Source organism: Pseudescherichia sp. (assembly GCF_031979925.1).
Taxonomy (GTDB): Bacteria; Pseudomonadota; Gammaproteobacteria; order Enterobacterales; family Enterobacteriaceae; genus Pseudescherichia.
Window position 1 is genome coordinate 26,598 of sequence record NZ_DALZFB010000016.1, and the last position, 19,287, is coordinate 45,884.

Consider the following 19,287-nt stretch of genomic DNA (forward strand, 5'->3'; position numbering starts at 1 on the left):
AGAGTTAAAGCACTAGTGATTACTGAGTGCTGGTCGTTGTGGTGGTGGTGGTTCCGGTATTAGAACCATCGCCGCCACCGGTCGCCGCCAGGGCGACGCCTACCGCTGAGCTGACGGTGCTAACGCTGGTCGCGGAAGAGCTTCCCGCCGAGACCGACGTTGCCGCCGACCCTGCTGCGTCACCTACTTGTACCGGAGCGGCATAAGCAGAGGTCGCGGCAAGCGCGGTGATGGCAAAAATGCCATACAGGACTTTATGCATATCAATTTCCCTTCATTGAATGAATGGATATTTACCTGAACGGAGTCAGGCGCAGTCGAGTATACACAACCGATAAGCGTGATTGTCGTCACAGGGAATTAGAGAGTGGGTTTTAGGATAAATGGAAACAGATGAATATTTGAGCATAAAATTATTATATGATATTAAAAATCAAATAGTTGAAATAGAAATCAGAAACTACAATATCCGTTTACTCCTAAAAGTTTAATAGACCCATAATCTGGGATTGACGATTTTCGGAATAAACTCAACCCCATAAAAAATGCCGGCGTAATGCCGGCACTTTTATTTATTATGACTTAAGTAATATTAACGCCAGGATTTATAGCGGTTAATTAAGCCATTGGTTGAGCTATCGTGGCTGTTGATATCACTTTCATCACCCAGCTCCGGCAGAATACGGTTAGCCAGCTGTTTACCCAGCTCCACGCCCCACTGGTCGAAGGTGAAGATGTTGAGGATTGCGCCCTGGGTGAAGATTTTGTGCTCATAGAGCGCAATCAGCGACCCCAGGCTGAACGGGGTAATTTCACGCAGCAGGATGGAGTTAGTCGGACGATTGCCTTCAAACACCTTAAACGGCACAACGTGCTCCAGCGTGGCCGGATCTTTACCCTGATCGCGATACTCCTGCTCAACCACATCGCGGGATTTACCAAACGCCAGCGCTTCGGTCTGGGCGAAGAAGTTAGAGAGCAGCTTCTGGTGGTGATCCGACAGCGCGTTATGGGTGATGGCCGGCGCGATAAAGTCGCACGGTACCATCTTGGTTCCCTGATGGATCAGCTGATAGAAGGCGTGCTGGCCGTTGGTGCCTGGCTCACCCCAGATGATTGGGCCGGTCTGGTAGTCTACGGCGTTACCGTTACGGTCAACGTATTTGCCGTTGGACTCCATATTGCCCTGCTGGAAGTAGGCCGCGAAGCGGTGCATATACTGGTCGTAAGGCAGAATCGCTTCTGTCTCTGCGCCGAAGAAGTTGTTGTACCAGATACCAATCAGCGCCAGCAGCACCGGCAGGTTTTTCTCTGCCGGGGTAGTGGCGAAGTGCTGATCCATGGCATGCGCACCGGAGAGCAGCTCAACAAAGTTGTCGTAGCCCACGGAGAGAATGATGGACAGGCCAATCGCCGACCACAGGGAGTAGCGGCCGCCGACCCAGTCCCAGAACTCAAACATGTTGGCGGTATCGATACCAAACTCGCCCACCGCTTTCGCGTTGGTGGAGAGTGCAGCAAAGTGTTTCGCCACGTGCTGCTGGTCACCGGCCGTTTTCAGGAACCAGTCGCGCGCGCTGTGGGCGTTGGTCATGGTCTCCTGAGTAGTGAAGGTTTTGGACGCCACCAGGAAGAGCGTAGATTCAGGATTAACCTTCTTCAGCACTTCAGCGATATGCGTGCCGTCGACGTTAGAGACAAAGTGCATGTTCAGGTGATTTTTGTACGGGCGCAGCGCCTCGGTCACCATGAACGGACCGAGGTCGGAGCCACCGATGCCGATGTTCACCACGTCGGTGATCGGTTTGCCGGTGTAGCCTTTCCACTGGCCGGAGATGATGGCTTCAGAGAAGGATTTCATCTTCTCCAGCACGGCGTTCACTTCCGGCATCACGTCTTTGCCGTCGACAATAATTGGCGTGTTGCTACGGTTACGCAGCGCAACGTGCAGTACCGCACGATCCTCGGTGCGGTTGATCTTCTCGCCGGAGAACATGGATTTGATCGCGTCGGCCAGTTCGGTCTCTTTTGCTAAGTCCAGCAGCTTGCTCAGCGTCTCTTCATTGATGCGGTTTTTGGAGAAGTCCACCAGCATCTGATCGTTAAAGGTCGCGGAGAATTTGCTGAAGCGATCGCTATCGCTGGCGAACAGCTCGGCGATAGTGACCTCTTTCATTTCATCGAAGTGTTTCTGTAGTGCCTGCCAGGCAGAAGTCTGCGTTGGGTTGATATTTTTCATAGCAATACTCTTCTGATTTAGGATCCTAACTGCGGTCGATTGTAGCGCCTGCGGACGAAAATTGTGACGGTTTTTATGCTTTTGCCCGCAAGGGGCAGCCATGCACTCATAAGAACGGAACAGGGCAAAGTATAGCGTTTATAAGATATTTTCCTGGGATAACCCTGAACATGAAAAATCCGCATAACCGCAGCGTTGACAGCGCCCCCTGGAAACCTTTATTTATAAAGGATTACTTATGTTATCAAAGTATGTATTCCCATAGGGAATAGCCAGAAGAGGCGCGTCGTCCAGGTTAGTGTGCTTGAGGAGCCAGTCCACAGAGAGCACAGGAGGGGGAACAACGCCGAGGTGGTAGAGCGTCTGGCCGCGCTTGCCATCGGCTGCAGGGGCTGAATCCCCTGGGCTGTCACCAGAGACGTTCGCAGTCGTGCGTCTCGCAAGGTGGAGCGCTTCTGGGTGTAATCGTAGTAGTTCATTGCTCTGCGCCTACCCCGTTTTTCGCTCTCTCCTTGTCCCAGGGCTGAACATTTGCACCTGATACGAGGTTGTTATGATCAAAGCAGTTTCCCCGCTTGTTGTTGCTAAATTTGGTGGGACAAGCGTCGCCGATTTCGAGGCCATGAACCGCAGCGCCGACGTGGTGCTCTCCGACGCCAGCGTTCGCCTGGTAGTGCTCTCCGCCTCTGCGGGGGTGACCAACCTGTTGGTGGCCCTCGCCGAAGGGCTGGAGGCCAGCGAGCGCTTCGTGAAGCTCGACGCCATTCGCAAAATTCAGTTCGATATCCTTGAGCGCCTGACGCGCCCTGCCGTCATCCGCGAGGAGATCGAACGCCTGCTGGAAAATATTACCACCCTGGCGGAAGCCGCCTCCCTTGCTACCTCTACCGCACTGACGGATGAGCTGGTGAGCCACGGCGAGCTGATGTCGACCCTGCTGTTTGTTGAGGTGTTGCGCGAGCGTAGCGTACAGGCACAGTGGTTTGACGTGCGTAAAGTGATGCGCACCAGCGATCGCTTTGGCCGCGCCGAGCCAGACATTGCCGCGCTGGCCGAGCTGGCAACCCAGCAGCTGGCGCCGCGCCTGAGCGAAGGTTTAGTGGTGACGCAAGGCTTTATCGGCAGCGAGCCGAAGGGACGCACCACCACGCTGGGCCGTGGCGGCAGCGACTACACCGCCGCCCTGCTGGGCGAAGCGCTGCATGCGTCGCGGGTGGATATCTGGACTGACGTTCCCGGCATCTACACCACCGATCCGCGCGTCGTGCCGGCTGCGAAGCGTATCGACGAGATCGCCTTCGAAGAGGCTGCTGAGATGGCGACCTTCGGTGCGAAAGTGCTGCATCCGGCCACCCTATTGCCTGCGGTGCGCAGCGATATCCCGGTATTTGTTGGCTCCAGTAAGGATCCTAAAGCGGGCGGCACGCTGGTCTGTAATAAGACCGACAATCCGCCGCTGTTCCGCGCCCTCGCGCTGCGCCGTAAGCAGACGCTGGTGACGCTGCACAGCCTGAATATGCTCCACTCTCGCGGCTTCCTGGCCGAAGTATTTGGTATGCTGGCGCGCCACAATATCTCCGTCGACCTGATCACCACCTCGGAAGTGAGCGTGGCCCTGACGCTGGACACTACCGGCTCTACCTCTACGGGCGATACGCTCCTCACCCAGGGGCTGCTGACCGAGCTGTCCTCTCTCTGTCGTGTGGAAGTTGAAGAGAACCTCGCTCTGGTGGCGCTGATTGGCAACGATCTGTCGAAAGCCTGCGGCGTGGGCAAAGAGGTGTTTGGCGTGCTCGATCCGTTTAACATCCGCATGATCTGCTATGGCGCATCCAGCCATAACCTCTGCTTCCTGGTGCCGGGTGCAGAAGCCGAACAGGTTGTGCAGAAGCTGCATCATAATTTGTTTGAATAAAATTCCAGCGCACGATAAAAAATACCTATAGCCGGGCTTGAACCCGGCTTTTTTATAACTAGACGACACAACAACACGACAATACTGCAAGGAATACACATGTTAACCGCCATTACGCGGCTGTTCCCCCTGTGGGCGCTGCTGCTCTCCGTTCTCGCGTATTACACCCCCGCCACCTTTACTCCAATCGGACCGTGGGTGACCACGCTGCTGATGCTGATCATGTTCGGCATGGGCGTGCACCTGAAGCTTGATGATTTCAAACGTGTTCTGTCACGTCCGGCTCCCGTCGCGGCGGGTACTTTTCTCCACTACCTGGTGATGCCCTTCGCCGCCTGGCTGCTGGCGATGCTCTTTAAGATGCCGCCGGATCTCTCCGCCGGGATGGTGCTGGTGGGCAGCGTTGCCAGCGGCACGGCCTCCAACGTCATGATCTATCTGGCGAAGGGGGACGTGGCGCTATCGGTAACTATCTCGTCGGTCTCCACGTTGGTGGGCGTGATAGCAACGCCGCTGCTAACGCGCCTCTACGTGGATGCCCACATTCAGGTGGATGTGATGGGGATGCTGCTCAGCATTCTGCAAATCGTGGTGATCCCTATTGGCCTGGGGCTGATTGTTCATCACCTCTTCCCGCGTCTGGTGAAAGCAGTAGAGCCGTATCTGCCGGCCTTTTCGATGGTCTGCATTCTGGCAATCATTAGCGCGGTAGTGGCGGGCTCGGCATCGCACATCGCCTCCGTCGGCTTCATGGTGATCGTCGCGGTGATCCTGCACAACACGATTGGCCTGCTGAGCGGCTACTGGGGCGGGAAGCTGTTTGGCTTTGACGAATCTACCTGCCGGACGCTGGCGATTGAGGTGGGAATGCAGAACTCGGGCCTCGCCGCCGCGCTGGGTAAGATCTACTTCTCACCGCTGGCGGCTCTGCCTGGCGCGCTCTTCTCGGTCTGGCACAACCTCTCCGGCTCGCTGTTGGCGGGTTACTGGTCGGGCAAACCGCTCGATAAGCAGAAAAGAAGAGAGGCGGTGAAAGAGAGTTAATTCGCTTCGCGCCGGGTCAGGCATGCTTTACACTGAAGCCTCTTCTACAGGAGGCTTCAGCGATGGCTACACCCAGACTGACTCAAAAAGATATGACGGAGAGCGAGCAGCGCGAGCTGAAAACCCTGCTGGATCGCGCCCGTATCGCCCATGGACGTACCCTGACCAATGCCGAAACCAACCAGGTAAAAAAAGAGTACATCGACAAGCTGATGGCGCTACGTGAAACCGAAGCGAAAAAAGCCCGCAAGTTAAAAAAAGAGCAGGCTTATAAACCCGATGCAGAGACGACCTTCTCATGGTCAGCCAATACATCAACCCGGGGAAGGCGCTGATTAGCGCCCTTTCTTTTTGCGCCCAGGCTGGGTAAAGCGTTTCCCGGCCGGCTTGCCGCGTCCTTTCTCTTCCGCCTGAGGTGCTTTCACCACCGGTCTTTTAACCGCTGGGGTTTTCGGTTTAGCCTTCGCTTTCGGCTTCGCCTCTGACGATGAATTTTCGATAAGCTTGAACAGCTCAATCAGCTCATCGCCGGTGAGATCGCGCCACTCGCCTACCGGGATACCGGACAGGCTGACGTTCATGATGCGCGTACGTTCAAGCTTCGTCACTTCAAAGCCAAAGTGCTCACACATCCGGCGGATCTGACGGTTTAAGCCCTGAACCAGGGTAATACGGAAGGCAAACGGCGCCTCTTTTTTGACTTTACACTTCTTGGTTACCGTTCCCAGAATCGGTACACCTGCGCCCATGCCGCGAATAAACTCGTCCGTGATCGGTTTATTCACCGTGACCACATACTCTTTCTCGTGATCGTTACCGGCCCGCAGAATTTTGTTTACCAGATCGCCGTGGTTGGTAAGGAAGATCAGCCCCTGTGAATCTTTATCCAGGCGACCAATGGGGAAAATACGGCTGCTGTGGTTAACGAAATCGACGATATTGTCTCTTTCACTATCTTCCGTGGTGCTGACAATCCCCACCGGCTTGTTCAACGCGATAAACACCAGATCGTCCTCTTCCCGAGGCTCGATAAGCTGGCCGTTGACCTTGACCACGTCGCCAGCGACAACCTGATCCCCTATTCCGGCACGTTTGCCGTTGATAAAGACGTTGCCCTGCTCAATGTAGCGATCGGCTTCGCGACGCGAGCAGATCCCGCTCTCGCTGATGTATTTGTTTAGTCGGGTAGATTGTGGTGTCAGCATAGTTTCTCCTGTAAAGGCGAAATATACCCTGGGTGCCGTTTTGTGTGCCAGAGGGAAATAGATACTGACAGTAGGCCGGATAAGCGCAGCGCCATCCGGCGTCTTAATTAATACTCTCCGCGCTCCTCATCCTCATCCGGCTGCTCCAGCACGCTGTAGGCCACCGCACAGAAGAGCGAGTTGAGGCGCTTCATATCGCCCAGCAGGCCCAGATGCAGCGAACTGGTTTCAATGCTCTGTACGTTCTGCTGATGCAGACGGTCCACGTGAGCGTGGGCGTAACGGCGGTTAAGAATACGGAAACGGTGCTTGCGGCGGCGCAGGCGGCGGGCACCCGCCATGTCGCTGGAGAAGAAGACTGACATCGCCAGCTGGAGATTACTGCGCAGCTGCTCCAGCAGGCTATCCAGCTCGTTAAGGCCCTCTACGGAGAAGGCTCGCCGGGCGGCCAGCGACTTATCAGCAATCTCGCTGCCCATCCGCTCGATAATGTCTGATGCCTGCTCGAGGTTGAGCGACATCTCAATAATCTCCGCCCAGCGCCGCGACTCTTCATCCGCCAGCTCATCCTTCGGCATCCGCGCCAGATAGAGCTTAATGGCGGTATAAAGCACGTTGATGTCGTCGGCGATTTTGCGCAGCTCTTTCTCCTCGCGTGGCTCGCCATGCATTATCTTCTTCAGGCCATCGAGCATCTGCTCCATGGCATCACCCATGCGCAGCGATTCGCGGGCGGCGTTAGCCAGCGCCAGCGTGGGCGTATCCAGCGCTGAGGTATCGAGATGCTTCGGCTTCAGGCGCATATCCAGCTCAGGCTCGTCGCGGATCAGCCGCTCGCACAGGCGGGCCATCGGCCCGGCAAACGGCACCATCACCAGGCAACGGATCAGGTTGTAGAAGACGTGGAAGTAGATCACCAGCTCCGCATCCGGTAGCGGCAGCCTGTCCAGCACCGCTGCCAGCGGATGCACAAAGGGAAGGATCAGCAGGCTACCCACCAGCTTAAAGAGCAGGCTGCCCATTGCAACACGGCGTGCAGCGGCGCTGCTGGCGCTGTTATTCAGCACCGCCAGCAGACCCGAGCCAAGGTTGGCACCAATCACCAGGCACAGCGCCACCGGAAACGAGATGATCCCCGCCGCGGTCAGCGTTGCGGTCAGCAGCACCGCCGCAAGGCTTGAGTAGCTGATGATGGCAAAGACCGCGCCAATCAACGCATCCAGCATGATATCGCCGGTCAGCGAGGCGAAAATGACCTTAACGCCACTGGCCTGGGTTATCGGCGTCACGGCCTGCACAATAAGCTCGAGCGCCAGCAGGATCAGGCCCAGACCGATGCTGACTCGCCCGAGCTGCCCAACGCGGGACTGCTTGCGCCCGAGGAAGAAGATAACACCAAGAAAAATCAGTAGCGGCGAGAGCCAGGAGAGATCGAAGGTAAGCACCCGCGCCATCAGCGCGGTACCGACGTCTGCCCCCAGTACAATCACCAGCGCCGGGGTCAGGGCCACCAGATCCTGGGCCACAAAGGAGGTGACCAACATGGTGGTGGCATTGCTGCTCTGCACCAGTGCGGTGACGCCAATGCCCGCGCAGAAGGCCAGCGGTTTTTTCTCCACGCTGCGGCCCAGCACGGTACGCAAACGCGCGCCAAAAACGCGCATTACGCCAGTACGTACGATGTGCGTGCCCCAGACCAGCAGCGCAACGGCGGAAAGCAGGTGTAGCAACGTCAGCACGGATTTATAACCTCTTTGTTTTCTCCTGTAATAAGAGCTTAACGTAAATCAGTCCGCGTCGTAGCCGAGATTCGGCGCTAACCAGCGCTCAACCTCACTCACGCTCATCCCTTTCCGCTGGGCATAATCCTCGACCTGGTCACGCTGGATCTGCGCCACGGCAAAGTACTTGCTGTCCGGGTGGCTGAAGTACCAGCCGGAGACCGATGCGCCGGGCCACATGGCAAAGGATTCGGTCAGCTTCATGCCGGTGTGTTTCTCAACGTCAAGGAGTTCCCAGATGGTGCCCTTCTCGGTATGCTCCGGACAGGCCGGGTAGCCTGGCGCAGGACGGATCCCCTGATAGTTTTCGCGGATCAGCTCCTCGTTGCTGAGATTCTCGTTCGGCGCATAGCCCCAGTAGACCTTGCGCACGCGCTCGTGAAGATACTCTGCAAAAGCCTCAGCCAGTCGGTCGGCAATCGCCTTCACCATGATCTTGTTGTAGTCATCGTGCTGCGCATCATACGCCTCGGCCAGCGCATCCTCCTCCAGCCCGCCGGTGACGGCAAACGCGCCGATATAGTCCTCTTTGCCGCTCAGCTTCGGCGCGACGAAATCGGCCAGGCAGTAGTTAGCAAAGCCCACCTTTTCGGTCTGCTGCCGCAGATGACGTGAAACCGTCAGCACCTGGGTACGAGAAGGGTCGCGGTAGATCTCCACGTCATCGCCGACGCGGTTTGCCGGGAACAGCCCCACCACGCCGCGCGGGTTAAGACGTTTTTCCGCACTGAGCTGGTCGAGCATCTCGTTCGCATCTTTAAACAGGCGCTTCGCCTCTTCGCCAACGATCTCATCTTCCAGAATGCGCGGGTATTTGCCCGCCAGCGACCAGGTCATAAAGAACGGCGTCCAGTCGATGTAGTTGCGCAGCGTCTCAATGCTGGCGGTCACCTCCTGCACCCCCAGACGATGGGCCACCGGCGGAGTGTAGCTCTCCCAATCGAAGGCCAGATCGTTATCCCGCGCTGCCTGCAACGTTACTGGCGGCGTACGCGGTTTTTTACGCCCGTGCTGGATACGCACGGTCTCATACTCTTTGCGGGTGCGGGCCACGAAGTCATCCCGCTGGGTCGCCGACAGCAGCGACGACACTACGCCCACGGTGCGTGAGGCGTTCTGCACATACACCGTTGGGCCGCTGTAATTCTGCTCGATCTTCACCGCCGTATGCGCTTTCGAGGTGGTCGCCCCGCCAATCAGCAGCGGAATGGTAAAGCCCTGACGCTCCATCTCTTTCGCCACGTTGACCATCTCATCCAGCGAGGGAGTGATCAGCCCCGAGAGGCCAATCAGGTCAGCATTCACTTCCCGAGCGGTTTTCAGGATTTTATCCGTCGGCACCATCACGCCCAGATCGACAATCTCGTAGTTATTACACTGCAATACCACGCCAACGATGTTTTTACCGATGTCATGCACGTCGCCCTTCACGGTAGCAATCACCATCTTGCCGTTGCTGGAGCCTTTCTCTTTGCTGGCTTCGATAAAGGGTTCGAGATAGGCCACCGCCTGCTTCATCACGCGGGCGGATTTCACCACCTGCGGCAGGAACATTTTCCCCTCCCCAAAGAGATCGCCCACCACGTTCATGCCGTCCATTAGCGGCCCTTCAATTACCTGAATAGGGCGCTCGGCCTGCTGGCGCGCCTCTTCGGTATCTTCCTCAATAAACTCGGTGATGCCTTTAACCAGCGAGTATTCGAGACGCTTTTTGACGTCCCAGGAGCGCCACTCCGCCTGCTGGGCATTCGCGCTATCGTCGCTCTTGCTGCCTTTGTATTTCTCAGCCAGATCCAACAGGCGCTCGGTACTGTCATCCCGACGGTTAAGGATTACATCCTCGACCGCATCGCGTAGCTCGGCGGGCAGATCGTCATAGATGGCCAGCTGTCCGGCGTTGACGATCCCCATATCCATTCCGTTGCGGATGGCGTAGTAGAGAAAGACGGCATGGATCGCCTCACGCACCGGATCGTTGCCACGGAAGGAGAACGAGACGTTGGAGACGCCACCGGAGATCAGGGCATGCGGCAGCTCGCGCTTGATGTCTTCACACGCGCCGATAAAGTCCTGGGCATAGTTGTTGTGCTCATCGATGCCCGTTGCCACGGCAAAGATGTTGGGGTCAAAAATGATATCTTCCGGTGGAAAACCGACATCCTGGGTAAGAATGGTGTAGGCCCGGCGGCAGATCTCAATCTTCCGCTCGCGTGTGTCGGCCTGGCCGACCTCATCAAAGGCCATCACCACCATCGCAGCGCCGTAGCGGCGCACCAGCTTCGCATGGTGGACAAAGGCCTCAACGCCCTCCTTCATCGAAATGGAGTTAACAATGCCTTTGCCCTGGATGCACTTCAGCCCCTGCTCGATGACCTCCCACTTGGAGGAGTCGATCATGATCGGCACGCGAGCGATGTCGGGCTCGCCGGCAATCAGGTTGAGGAACTTGACCATCGCCGCCTCGGCGTCGAGCATCCCCTCATCCATGTTGATGTCGATGATCTGTGCGCCGTTTTCCACCTGCTGGCGCGCTACGTCCAGCGCCTCGCTGTACTTCTCTTCTTTAATCAGGCGCTTGAATTTTGCCGAGCCGGTAACGTTGGTACGCTCGCCAACGTTCACAAACAGGCTATCGTCGCCGATGTTCAGCGGCTCCAGGCCCGCCAGACGGCAGGCAACCGGCAGATCGGGCAGCTGACGCGGCGGCAGCCCTTCTACGGCGCGGCTCATGGCGGCGATATGCTCCGGCGTTGTACCGCAGCAGCCGCCCACGATGTTCAGGAAGCCCGCTTCGGCCCACTCGCGGATCTGCGCGGCCATCGGCCCGGCGTCGAGATCGTACTCGCCAAAGGCGTTGGGCAGCCCGGCGTTTGGGTGAGCGGTGACGTAGCATTCGGCAATGCGCGACAGCTCCTGCACGTACTGGCGCAGCTCATCCGGCCCCAGGGCGCAGTTCAGCCCGAAGGTAAGCGCATCAGCATGGCGAAGCGAGTTATAGAATGCTTCGGTAGTCTGGCCGGAGAGCGTGCGTCCGGAGGCATCGGTGATGGTGCCGGAGATCATGATCGGCAGCTCAACGCCCAACGCCTCGAACTCCGCTTTCACTGCAAAAATGGCTGCTTTCGCATTGAGCGTATCGAAGATAGTTTCGATAAGAATCAGGTCGCTGCCGCCCTCCACCAGCGCCCGGGTAGACTCCCGGTACGCCGCGACCAGTTGGTCAAAGGTGACGTTGCGGTAGGCCGGATCGTTAACGTCCGGAGAGATAGAGGCGGTGCGGTTGGTTGGGCCCAGCACCCCGGCCACGTAGCGCGGCTTATCCGGCGTGCGAGCGGTCCACTCATCGGCACAGGCGCGGGCCAGCTTCGCCGCCGCAAGGTTGATCTCTGCTGACAGGGACTCCATCTGGTAGTCCGCCATCGCAATCGTCGTCGAGTTAAAGGTGTTGGTCTCAACGATATCGGCCCCCGCCGCAAAATAGGCGTCGTGGATCGCGGAGATCACCTCCGGCTTGCTGAGCACCAGCAGGTCGTTGTTTCCTTTAAGATCGCAGGGCCAGTCGGCGAAGCGCTCGCCGCGAAAATCCTGCTCACTCAGACGATAGCCCTGGATCATGGTGCCCATGCCCCCATCCAGAACCAGAATACGCTCTTTTAACTGCTGATGCAGTTGATCAACTTTGCTGCTCACACGTGCTCCCGACAACGCTCAACCAGGCCAGAAAGGCCAGCAGGACATACTGGCATAAAGCCAGCAGGTGGAAAAGAGAGCAGCACCAAACATGAGAGATGTTCACCTGAACTCATCCGATCAGTCTGGGCGCAGGTTGCATTATAATCAGATAAAACGAAAATGATTTCCACGATACAGAAAAGGAGTCGGCCATGGTGGCTTCCGTACCCGCAAAACGCGGTAAAAAACCCCGTACTACCGCTGCCGCGACCACCCCACCCGCGACCGGACAGGTGCAGTCCCTGACTCGTGGCCTGAAACTGCTGGAGTGGATTGCCGAGTCTTCTGGCAGCGTGGCGCTGACGGAACTTGCCCAGCAGGCTGGCCTGCCCAACTCCACGACCCATCGTCTGCTAACGACCATGCAGCAGCTGGGCTTTGTCCGTCAGGTTGGCGAGCTGGGCCACTGGGCGATAGGCGCGCATGCGTTTGTTATTGGTGCCAGTTTCCTGCAGAGCCGCAACCTGCTGGCCATTGTGCACCCCATCCTGCGCAGGCTGATGGAGGATTCTGGAGAGACGGTCAACCTGGCGGTGCTCGACCAGAACGATCACCAGGCCATCATTATTGATCAGGTGCAGTGTACGCAGCTAATGCGTATGTCTGCCCCTATCGGCGGCAAGCTGCCGATGCATGCCTCCGGCGCGGGGAAAGCCTTCCTGGCACAGCTGGAGGAGGATCAGGTTACCGGGCTACTGCATCGCCAGGGGCTGCATACCTATACCCACGCCACGCTGGTCTCGCCGCTGCACCTGAAAGAGGATCTGGCCCTGACCCGCAAGCGCGGCTACTCCTTTGACGATGAGGAGCACGCGCTGGGCCTGCGCTGCGTGGCGGCCTGTATCTACGATGAGCATCGCCAGCCTTTTGCGGCCATCTCTATCTCCGGGCCGATCTCGCGTATCACCGACGATCGCGTTACCGAATTGGGGGCGTTAGCGATCAAGGCAGCGAAAGAGGTGACGCTGGCCTATGGCGGGAGCCGTTAAACCGCACGCTGAAACGCTGCCGCCTGCGGTAGGCGTAGACATCTTCCACGTGGCCCTCTCTGATGCGCGTTTGCAGCGAGCGCCAGTAGCTGGCGCGGAACAGATCCGCGTGCATCTCCTCAAAGAGCGGCCCGATTCGGGGGTCGGCGCAGAGCCAGTGGCGAAACTCCTCCGGGAAGACATCCCCTGGGGATACGCTGTACCACGGCTCGGCGCTTAGCTCATCCTCCGGGTAGCGCGGCGCGGGAACGTCGCGGAAGTTTACCTCGGTCATGTAGCAGATCTCATCGTAGTCGTAGAACACCACCCGCCCGTGGCGCGTCACGCCAAAGTTTTTAAACAGCATATCGCCGGGAAAAATATTCGCGGCGGCCAGCTGGCGAATGGCGTTGCCATACTCTTCGATAGCGTCCCGTAGCGGCTGGCCGTCAACCTGCTCCAGCCAGATATTGAGCGGCACCATGCGCCGTTCAATATAGAGATGGCTGATGGAGATGCTGTCGCCCAGATCGGTAATCTTCCCCGCCGCCTCCGTCATCAACAGAGTCATCAGCGCAGGCGCAATCTGCCGCTTCTCCAGCACAAAGTTTTCAAATTCCTGGGTATCGGCCATTCTCCCGACGCGATCGTGCTCTTTTACCAGCTGGTAACAGGCGCGTACGTGGGCGGCGCTCATCTCCTTCTGCGGGGCAAAGCGATCCTTGATTACCTTGAAGACCCGATCGAAACCCGGCAGCGTAAAGACCAGCATCACCATGCCGCGAATGCCCGGCGCTTCAATGAACTGCTCGTCGCTGCTGGCGATGTAGTGCAGGTACTCTCGATAGCTCTCGGTTTTGCCATGCTTCTGGCAACCAATCGCCATATAAAGCTCAGCGGTGGTTTTACCCGGCAGGATCTCCCGCAGCCACTCCACCGTTGCGGCGGGCAGCGGGGCATAAACCATAAAGTAGGATCGGGCGAAGCCGAAGACGATGCTAGCCTCGTCGTGAGTGGTCAGGCAGGCATCGACAAAAAGCTCGCCCTCATCGCTGCGGTGGATTGGCAGTAAAAAGGGAACCGTACTGCCGGACAGGATAAGCTTGCCCACCAGCCAGGCGGCTTTATTGCGGTAGAAAAGCTCGTTTGCCACCTGTAAATGTGCATGCGCCAGCGCCGCGTCGCCAAGACTCTCCGTCAGCTGCGTGAGGATATAGCCCACGTCGCGAGTGCGATCCTGCCACGGCAGGCGCAGAGGAAGGTCGGCAAGCAGCTTAGTCAGCAGCGCTTCCCAGCCGCCGGAGGGATAAAAGTCTTTTGCCAACGGACGGGGGATAGAACGAAAGCGGCGCTCGGGCTGGGAGCTAAAAATAAACAGCCGCTCAGGCGTCAGGGCCCGGTGATCGAACAGCCGACAGTAGACCGAGTTAAAAAAGCTTTCGGCAATTTCAAAGCGCGGATAGTCCGGCAGCAGCTGGGTATAGTGCGCCTTTACCCGCAGCAAATAGTCCGCGTCGAGGCGTCGGCCCTCGGTTATACAGCGCAGCTGCTCGACCACCAGCCCAACGTGGTGATCGTAGAGGTGGATACGGCTTTTCATCGCCTGCTGGACGGCCTGCCAGTCCGCTTGCTCAAAACGCTGCTGTGCGCCAGCGGTAATCTCCAGAAAGCGTCCGTACTGGGCGTCAAAACCCTGGAGGATAGTTTGGGCAATCAACAGTTCTCGGCCACGCGTCATACGTTCCCCTCATCGGATCCGAGCGTAGGCCCGGTAAGCGCAGCGCTACCGGGCGTTTCCGTTATCAGAACTGCTGCTCTTCCGTCGATCCGGTTAGCGCAGTCACCGATGATGCGCCGCCCTGAATAATCGTCGTCACCTTATCGAAATAGCCGGTTCCCACCTCCTGCTGATGAGAGACAAAGGTATACCCCTCTTTCGCCGCAGCAAACTCCGGCTGCTGAACCTTCTCGACATAGTGCTTCATACCCTCTCCCTGCGCATAGGCGCGAGCGAGATCGAACATGTTGAACCACATGCTGTGGATACCCGCCAGGGTGATGAACTGATACTTATAGCCCATCTCCGCAAGCTGCTGCTGGAAGCTGGCAATGGTGTCGTCGTCCAGGTTCTTCTGCCAGTTGAACGACGGTGAGCAGTTGTAGGCCAGCAGCTTGCCGGGGAATTGGGCATGGATGGCATCGGCAAAGCGCCGGGCCTGCTCCAGATCCGGCGTCGAAGTTTCACACCAGACCAGGTCGGCATAGGGGGCGTAGGCCAGACCGCGGCTGATGGCCTGCTCTATCCCGGCGTGGGTGCGGTAGAACCCTTCGCTGGTGCGCTCGCCGGTAATAAACTCGCGATCGTACTCATCGCAGTCAGAGGTGATCAGGTCCGCCGCATCGGCATCGGTACGGGCGATCAGCAGCGTCGGCACGCCCATGACGTCCGCTGCCAGCCTGGCCGCGACCAGCTTCTGGATAGCCTCCTGCGTAGGAACCAGCACTTTACCGCCCATATGGCCGCACTTTTTCACTGAGGCCAGCTGATCCTCAAAGTGTACCGCCGCCGCACCCGCTGCAATCATCGACTTCATCAGCTCAAAGGCGTTCAGCACGCCGCCAAATCCCGCTTCGGCATCGGCCACGATCGGCAGAAAGTAGTCCACGTAACGCGGATCGTTTGGATCGATCCCCGCCGACCACTGGATCTGATCCGCTCGGCGAAAGGTATTGTTGATCCGATCCACCACCGCCGGAACTGAATTGGCCGGGTAGAGGGACTGATCCGGATACATGCTGGAGGCGAGGTTCGCATCCGCAGCGACCTGCCAGCCGGAGAGGTAGATAGCCTCAATGCCCGCCTTCGCCTGCTGCAATGCTTGCCCACCGGTCAGCGCACCGAGGCTGTTGATATAACCCTTTTTAGACTCGCCATGCAGCAGACGCCACATTTTCGCCGCGCCAAGCTGCGCCAGGGTGCACTCCGGATTCACCGAGCCGCGCAGTTTTACCACCTCTTCCGCGCTGTACGGGCGGGTAATGCCCTCCCAGCGTGCGGTTTGCCACTCTTGCTGTAACGCTTCTGTTTGTTGGGTACGAGTTTTCATGGCTGTGCTCCACTGTTTTTATTAGGCTAAGAGGCGGTAACCCGGCAGGGTCAGGAAGTCGATCAGGTCGTCAGAGGTGGTGATCTGCTCCATAAGACGTGCGGCGTCGGCAAAGCGCCCGTGGCTGAACCGGTGCTCGCCCAGCTCCTGCTGGATCACCTGCATCTCCTCGCCGAGCATCTCGCGGAACAGCGCTTTGGTCACCGGCGTGCCGTTACTAAGCGTTTTTTGATGATGGATCCACTGCCAGATAGAGGTGCGGGAGATCTCTGCCGTTGCAGCATCCTCCATCAGGCCATAGATTGGCACGCAGCCGTTGCCAGAGATCCACGCTTCGATGTACTGCACCGCAACACGGATGTTGGCGCGCATCCCCTCTTCCGTGCGTTCACCGTCGCAGGGCGCAAGCAGCTCATCAGCAGTAATCGGCGCGTCTTCCTCGCGGGTAACAAAGAGCTGGTTTTTGTTGTCACCCAGCGCGGTATCAAAGATGGCCATCACCGTATCGCCCAGACCGGGGTGGGCAATCCAGGTGCCGTCATGGCCGTTTTTCGCCTCCAGCTCTTTATCCGCCCTCACCTTATTCAGCACCCAGTTATTACGCTCGCTCTCTTTGCTGGGAATAAACGCCGCCATGCCGCCCATCGCAAATGCCCCGCGCCGGTGGCAGGTCTTAATTAGCAGACGGGAGTAGGCGTTAAGGAAAGGCTTATCCATGGTGACCGCCTGACGATCGGGCAGCACGCGATCGGGGTAGTTTTTTAAGGTTTTGATGTAGCTAAAGATGTAGTCCCAGCGGCCGCAGTTGAGGCCAACGATGTGATCCTTCAGGGCGTGGAGGATCTCATCCATCTGGAAGACCGCAGGCAACGTTTCAATCAGCAGGGTGGCCTTGATGGTGCCGCGCGGCAGGTTGAAGCGATCTTCCGTATAGCTAAAGACCTCGCTCCACCAGGCCGCCTCCTGCCAGGCCTGGGTTTTAGGCAGGTAGAAGTAAGGGCCACTCCCTTTTTCGAGCAGGTTTTTATAGTTGTGGAAGAAGTAGAGGGCAAAATCAAACAGGCTGCCCGGAATAGCCTCATCACGCCAGGTGACGTGCTTTTCTGGTAGATGCAGGCCGCGAACCCGACAGATCAGTACCGCCGGATCGGGCTTGAGCTGATAGATCTTTCCGGCTTCGTTGGTATAGCTGATAGTGCCGTTAACCGCATCGCGCAGGTTGATCTGCCCGTCGATCACCTTCTGCCAGTTGGGTGCCAGCGAGTCCTCAAAATCTGCCATGAAGACTTTGACGTTGGCATTCAGGGCATTGATTACCATCTTGCGCTCGACCGGCCCGGTGATCTCCACCCGGCGATCCTGCAGGTCAGCTGGAATACCGCGAATTTTCCAGTCGCCCGCCCGTATGGAAGCCGTTTCCGAAATAAAATCTGGAAGCGTACCGCCATCGATTGCCTGCTGCTGCTGGATACGGGCGGCAAGCAACTTATTGCGGGCTGGCGTAAATTGGGTCACCAGATCGGTAAGAAATGCGGTGGCCTCTGGGGTCAGAATATGTTGCTCCTGCTCACCATACGGCTGGGTAAAGGTCAGTCTATTGGTAATCGTTGCCTGTTGTGCCATAAGCTGGCTCCTCGTCGTTGATCCGAATACATCCCCATCGCGAACAAAAGATCGTGTTCAGTTTTCGTTCAGCTCCGTTAAGCCTACTCAATAAAAAATCAAAATCAAAAACAATTTCCATTTTCAATTTAAAAATCATGCAATGCATTGATAAGTAATGAATTAAATTTAAATACAACTGTGAAGTGATTTTTAGAAATAAAAAAAGCACCCGAAGGTGCTTTTTAGCTGGCTGAAACGCTTAATCCAGCGTGGGATTCATATGACGCAGATCGAATGGTGTGATCTGATAGACGTAGTAGTTAAGCCAGTTAGTAAACAGCAGGTTACCGTGGCTGCGCCAGGTAGCACGCGGCTTGTTCTGCGGATCGTCTTTCGGGAAGTAGTTGTAGGGAACAACCGGATCGAGACCGGCCTCCACGTCGCGGAAATACTCCCCTGCAAGAGTATTGGCATCATATTCAGGGTGACCGGTAACAAAGGCGATGCGTTTATCTTTGCTGGCAAACAGATAGGCATCGCCTTCACTCGTTTCAGCAAGAATGTCGAGATCGGTATAGTCACGGATCAGTGCCGATGGGAAGTCGGCATAGCGCGAGTGCGGTGCGAGGAACGAGTCGTCAAAGCCCCGGGTTAACAGCGCATGCTGCTGAGTAATATTGTGTTCATATACGCCGGAGAGTTTGTCTTTGCGGGTCTGCTTGGGGATTCCGTAGAGGATATTGAGGGCGGCCTGTACGGCCCAACAAACAAACAGCGTTGAGGTGACGTGGTCTTTAGCCCACTCCAGCACCTGCTTGATCTGCGGCCAGTAGGCGACGTCGTTAAACTCAACCAGCCCCAGCGGTGCGCCAGTGACGATCAGGCCATCGAAGTTCTCTTCGCTGATCTCATCGAAGTTACAGTAGAAGTTATTCAGATGCTCAGCAGGCGTATTGCGTGATTCACGCGCATCGATACGCAGCAGGCGAACATCCACCTGCAGGGGTGAGTTAGAGAGCAATCGCAGGAACTGGTTTTCCGTTTCGATTTTCTTGGGCATCAGGTTAAGGATAAGCACCTTCAGAGGGCGTATCTCCTGACCTGTCGCACGGGATGTCGTCATTACAAAGACGTTTTCATCTCGCAAGAAATTGACGGCTGGCAGCTCGTCCTGCACCCGAATCGGCATAACCTTATTACCTCACAGCATACGTTTAAACGTTTAGACATCCAGATAGCTGACAATAACCAGGAATGAGCAAAATGTCGAGCCTGCATGTTCCAGGTGAGAAAGTTTCAAGAAGGATAGAGAAAATTCCAAAGCAAAAAACCCCGCACCTTTCGGTACGGGGTTCTTCTTGTTTGATGCCTGGCAGTTCCCTACTCTCGCATGGGGAGACCCCACACTACCATCGGCGCTACGGCGTTTCACTTCTGAGTTCGGCATGGGGTCAGGTGGGACCACCGCGCTAGTGCCGCCAGGCAAATTCTTTGTGCTCGGTACGCAATACTTTATCGCATCAGCTGCGTTGCCTGCGCTCGCAAAGTCAGTCACATACTTCAGTATGCTCCTTCCTTTCCTTCGCTGGCCGCCTTGCTGCTGCGCAAATTATTGCGCACGTTAGTCTGAATCTAAGCTGAAAATCGTCTCTAAAATCACGCCAAAACATCTTCGGCGTTGTAAGGTTAAG

13 protein-coding genes, 1 rRNA gene and 1 riboswitch are annotated in these 19,287 nt (G+C 57.0%); of the genes, 4 read left to right on the forward strand and 10 right to left on the reverse strand.

Going from position 1 to position 19,287, the window contains the following annotated elements; genetic code table 11:
* Positions 1 to 19: 19 nt before the first annotated feature.
* Both yjbE and pgi read right to left on the reverse strand, forming a co-directional pair.
* Positions 20 to 262 carry an exopolysaccharide production protein YjbE gene (yjbE, locus tag RTM13_RS18985; RefSeq protein ID WP_144816784.1) on the reverse strand — a complete coding sequence of 81 codons (243 nt, stop codon included), beginning with the start codon at positions 260 to 262 and terminating at the stop codon, positions 20 to 22.
* Between the two features lie 330 nt (positions 263 to 592).
* A complete protein-coding gene (gene pgi / locus RTM13_RS18990; RefSeq protein WP_312214185.1) occupies positions 593 to 2,239 on the reverse strand; it encodes a glucose-6-phosphate isomerase in 1,647 nt (548 codons plus the stop codon).
* 268 nt (positions 2,240 to 2,507) lie between these two features.
* Positions 2,508 to 2,702, forward strand: a riboswitch (Lysine riboswitch).
* A 90-nt stretch (positions 2,703 to 2,792) separates the two neighbouring features.
* On the opposite strand from pgi, the gene lysC reads away from it, so the two are divergent.
* From lysC to RTM13_RS19005, 3 genes are all read left to right on the forward strand, one after another.
* Entirely contained in the window at positions 2,793 to 4,154 is a 1,362-nt protein-coding gene (gene lysC / locus RTM13_RS18995) for a lysine-sensitive aspartokinase 3 (protein ID WP_312214187.1), read from the forward strand.
* A 99-nt stretch (positions 4,155 to 4,253) separates the two neighbouring features.
* The gene (gene panS, locus RTM13_RS19000) at positions 4,254 to 5,198 is read left to right on the forward strand and encodes a ketopantoate/pantoate/pantothenate transporter PanS (protein ID WP_312214189.1); all 945 of its coding nucleotides are present in this window, start codon (positions 4,254 to 4,256) and stop codon (positions 5,196 to 5,198) included.
* 62 nt (positions 5,199 to 5,260) lie between these two features.
* Positions 5,261 to 5,533, forward strand: coding sequence for a DUF3811 domain-containing protein (locus tag RTM13_RS19005; protein WP_312214191.1), 273 nt, complete (start codon positions 5,261 to 5,263; stop codon positions 5,531 to 5,533).
* Here RTM13_RS19005 and rluF read toward each other — a convergent pair whose 3' ends face one another.
* The 3 genes from rluF to metH form a co-directional block, all read right to left on the reverse strand.
* A complete protein-coding gene (gene rluF, locus RTM13_RS19010) occupies positions 5,534 to 6,403 on the reverse strand; it encodes a 23S rRNA pseudouridine(2604) synthase RluF (protein WP_312214193.1) in 870 nt (289 codons plus the stop codon).
* A gap of 107 nt (positions 6,404 to 6,510) precedes the next feature.
* Positions 6,511 to 8,142: a Na/Pi cotransporter family protein gene (locus tag RTM13_RS19015; RefSeq protein ID WP_312214195.1), complete on the reverse strand. Its 1,632-nt coding sequence runs from the start codon at positions 8,140 to 8,142 to the stop codon at positions 6,511 to 6,513.
* A gap of 48 nt (positions 8,143 to 8,190) precedes the next feature.
* Positions 8,191 to 11,874 (reverse strand): methionine synthase, encoded by a 3,684-nt coding sequence (gene metH, locus RTM13_RS19020; protein WP_312214197.1) that lies wholly within the window; start codon positions 11,872 to 11,874, stop codon positions 8,191 to 8,193.
* Between the two features lie 194 nt (positions 11,875 to 12,068).
* On the opposite strand from metH, the gene iclR reads away from it, so the two are divergent.
* Positions 12,069 to 12,905 carry a glyoxylate bypass operon transcriptional repressor IclR gene (iclR, locus tag RTM13_RS19025; protein WP_312214199.1) on the forward strand — a complete coding sequence of 279 codons (837 nt, stop codon included), beginning with the start codon at positions 12,069 to 12,071 and terminating at the stop codon, positions 12,903 to 12,905.
* Here iclR and aceK read toward each other — a convergent pair.
* The 5 genes from aceK to rrf form a co-directional block, all read right to left on the reverse strand.
* The gene (gene aceK, locus RTM13_RS19030; RefSeq protein WP_312214201.1) at positions 12,859 to 14,622 is read right to left on the reverse strand and encodes a bifunctional isocitrate dehydrogenase kinase/phosphatase; all 1,764 of its coding nucleotides are present in this window, start codon (positions 14,620 to 14,622) and stop codon (positions 12,859 to 12,861) included. The genes iclR and aceK overlap by 47 nt on opposite strands.
* A gap of 64 nt (positions 14,623 to 14,686) precedes the next feature.
* On the reverse strand, positions 14,687 to 15,991 hold the full coding sequence (aceA, locus tag RTM13_RS19035) for an isocitrate lyase (RefSeq protein ID WP_312214203.1): 1,305 nt from the start codon (positions 15,989 to 15,991) through the stop codon (positions 14,687 to 14,689).
* Between the two features lie 21 nt (positions 15,992 to 16,012).
* The gene (gene aceB / locus RTM13_RS19040; RefSeq protein WP_312214205.1) at positions 16,013 to 17,614 is read right to left on the reverse strand and encodes a malate synthase A; all 1,602 of its coding nucleotides are present in this window, start codon (positions 17,612 to 17,614) and stop codon (positions 16,013 to 16,015) included.
* Between the two features lie 241 nt (positions 17,615 to 17,855).
* Positions 17,856 to 18,785, reverse strand: a complete 930-nt coding sequence (gene metA / locus RTM13_RS19045; RefSeq protein ID WP_312214207.1) for a homoserine O-succinyltransferase — start codon at positions 18,783 to 18,785, stop codon at positions 17,856 to 17,858.
* A gap of 178 nt (positions 18,786 to 18,963) precedes the next feature.
* Positions 18,964 to 19,079 (reverse strand): 5S ribosomal RNA (gene rrf, locus RTM13_RS19050).
* Between the last annotated feature and the right edge of the window lie 208 nt (positions 19,080 to 19,287).

Excerpts from the sequence above, each read along its gene's own strand:
- lysC (WP_312214187.1), top strand. The coding sequence starts at position 2,793 with ATGATCAAAGCAGTTTCCCCGCTTGTTGTTGCTAAATTTGGTGGGACA.
- aceK (WP_312214201.1), bottom strand. The coding sequence starts at position 14,622 with ATGACGCGTGGCCGAGAACTGTTGATTGCCCAAACTATCCTCCAGGGT.
- RTM13_RS19005 (WP_312214191.1), top strand. The coding sequence starts at position 5,261 with ATGGCTACACCCAGACTGACTCAAAAAGATATGACGGAGAGCGAGCAG.
- yjbE (WP_144816784.1), bottom strand. The coding sequence starts at position 262 with ATGCATAAAGTCCTGTATGGCATTTTTGCCATCACCGCGCTTGCCGCG.
- pgi (WP_312214185.1), bottom strand. The coding sequence starts at position 2,239 with ATGAAAAATATCAACCCAACGCAGACTTCTGCCTGGCAGGCACTACAG.
- rluF (WP_312214193.1), bottom strand. The coding sequence starts at position 6,403 with ATGCTGACACCACAATCTACCCGACTAAACAAATACATCAGCGAGAGC.
- aceA (WP_312214203.1), bottom strand. The coding sequence starts at position 15,991 with ATGAAAACTCGTACCCAACAAACAGAAGCGTTACAGCAAGAGTGGCAA.
- metA (WP_312214207.1), bottom strand. The coding sequence starts at position 18,785 with ATGCCGATTCGGGTGCAGGACGAGCTGCCAGCCGTCAATTTCTTGCGA.
- panS (WP_312214189.1), top strand. The coding sequence starts at position 4,254 with ATGTTAACCGCCATTACGCGGCTGTTCCCCCTGTGGGCGCTGCTGCTC.
- aceB (WP_312214205.1), bottom strand. The coding sequence starts at position 17,614 with ATGGCACAACAGGCAACGATTACCAATAGACTGACCTTTACCCAGCCG.
- iclR (WP_312214199.1), top strand. The coding sequence starts at position 12,069 with ATGGTGGCTTCCGTACCCGCAAAACGCGGTAAAAAACCCCGTACTACC.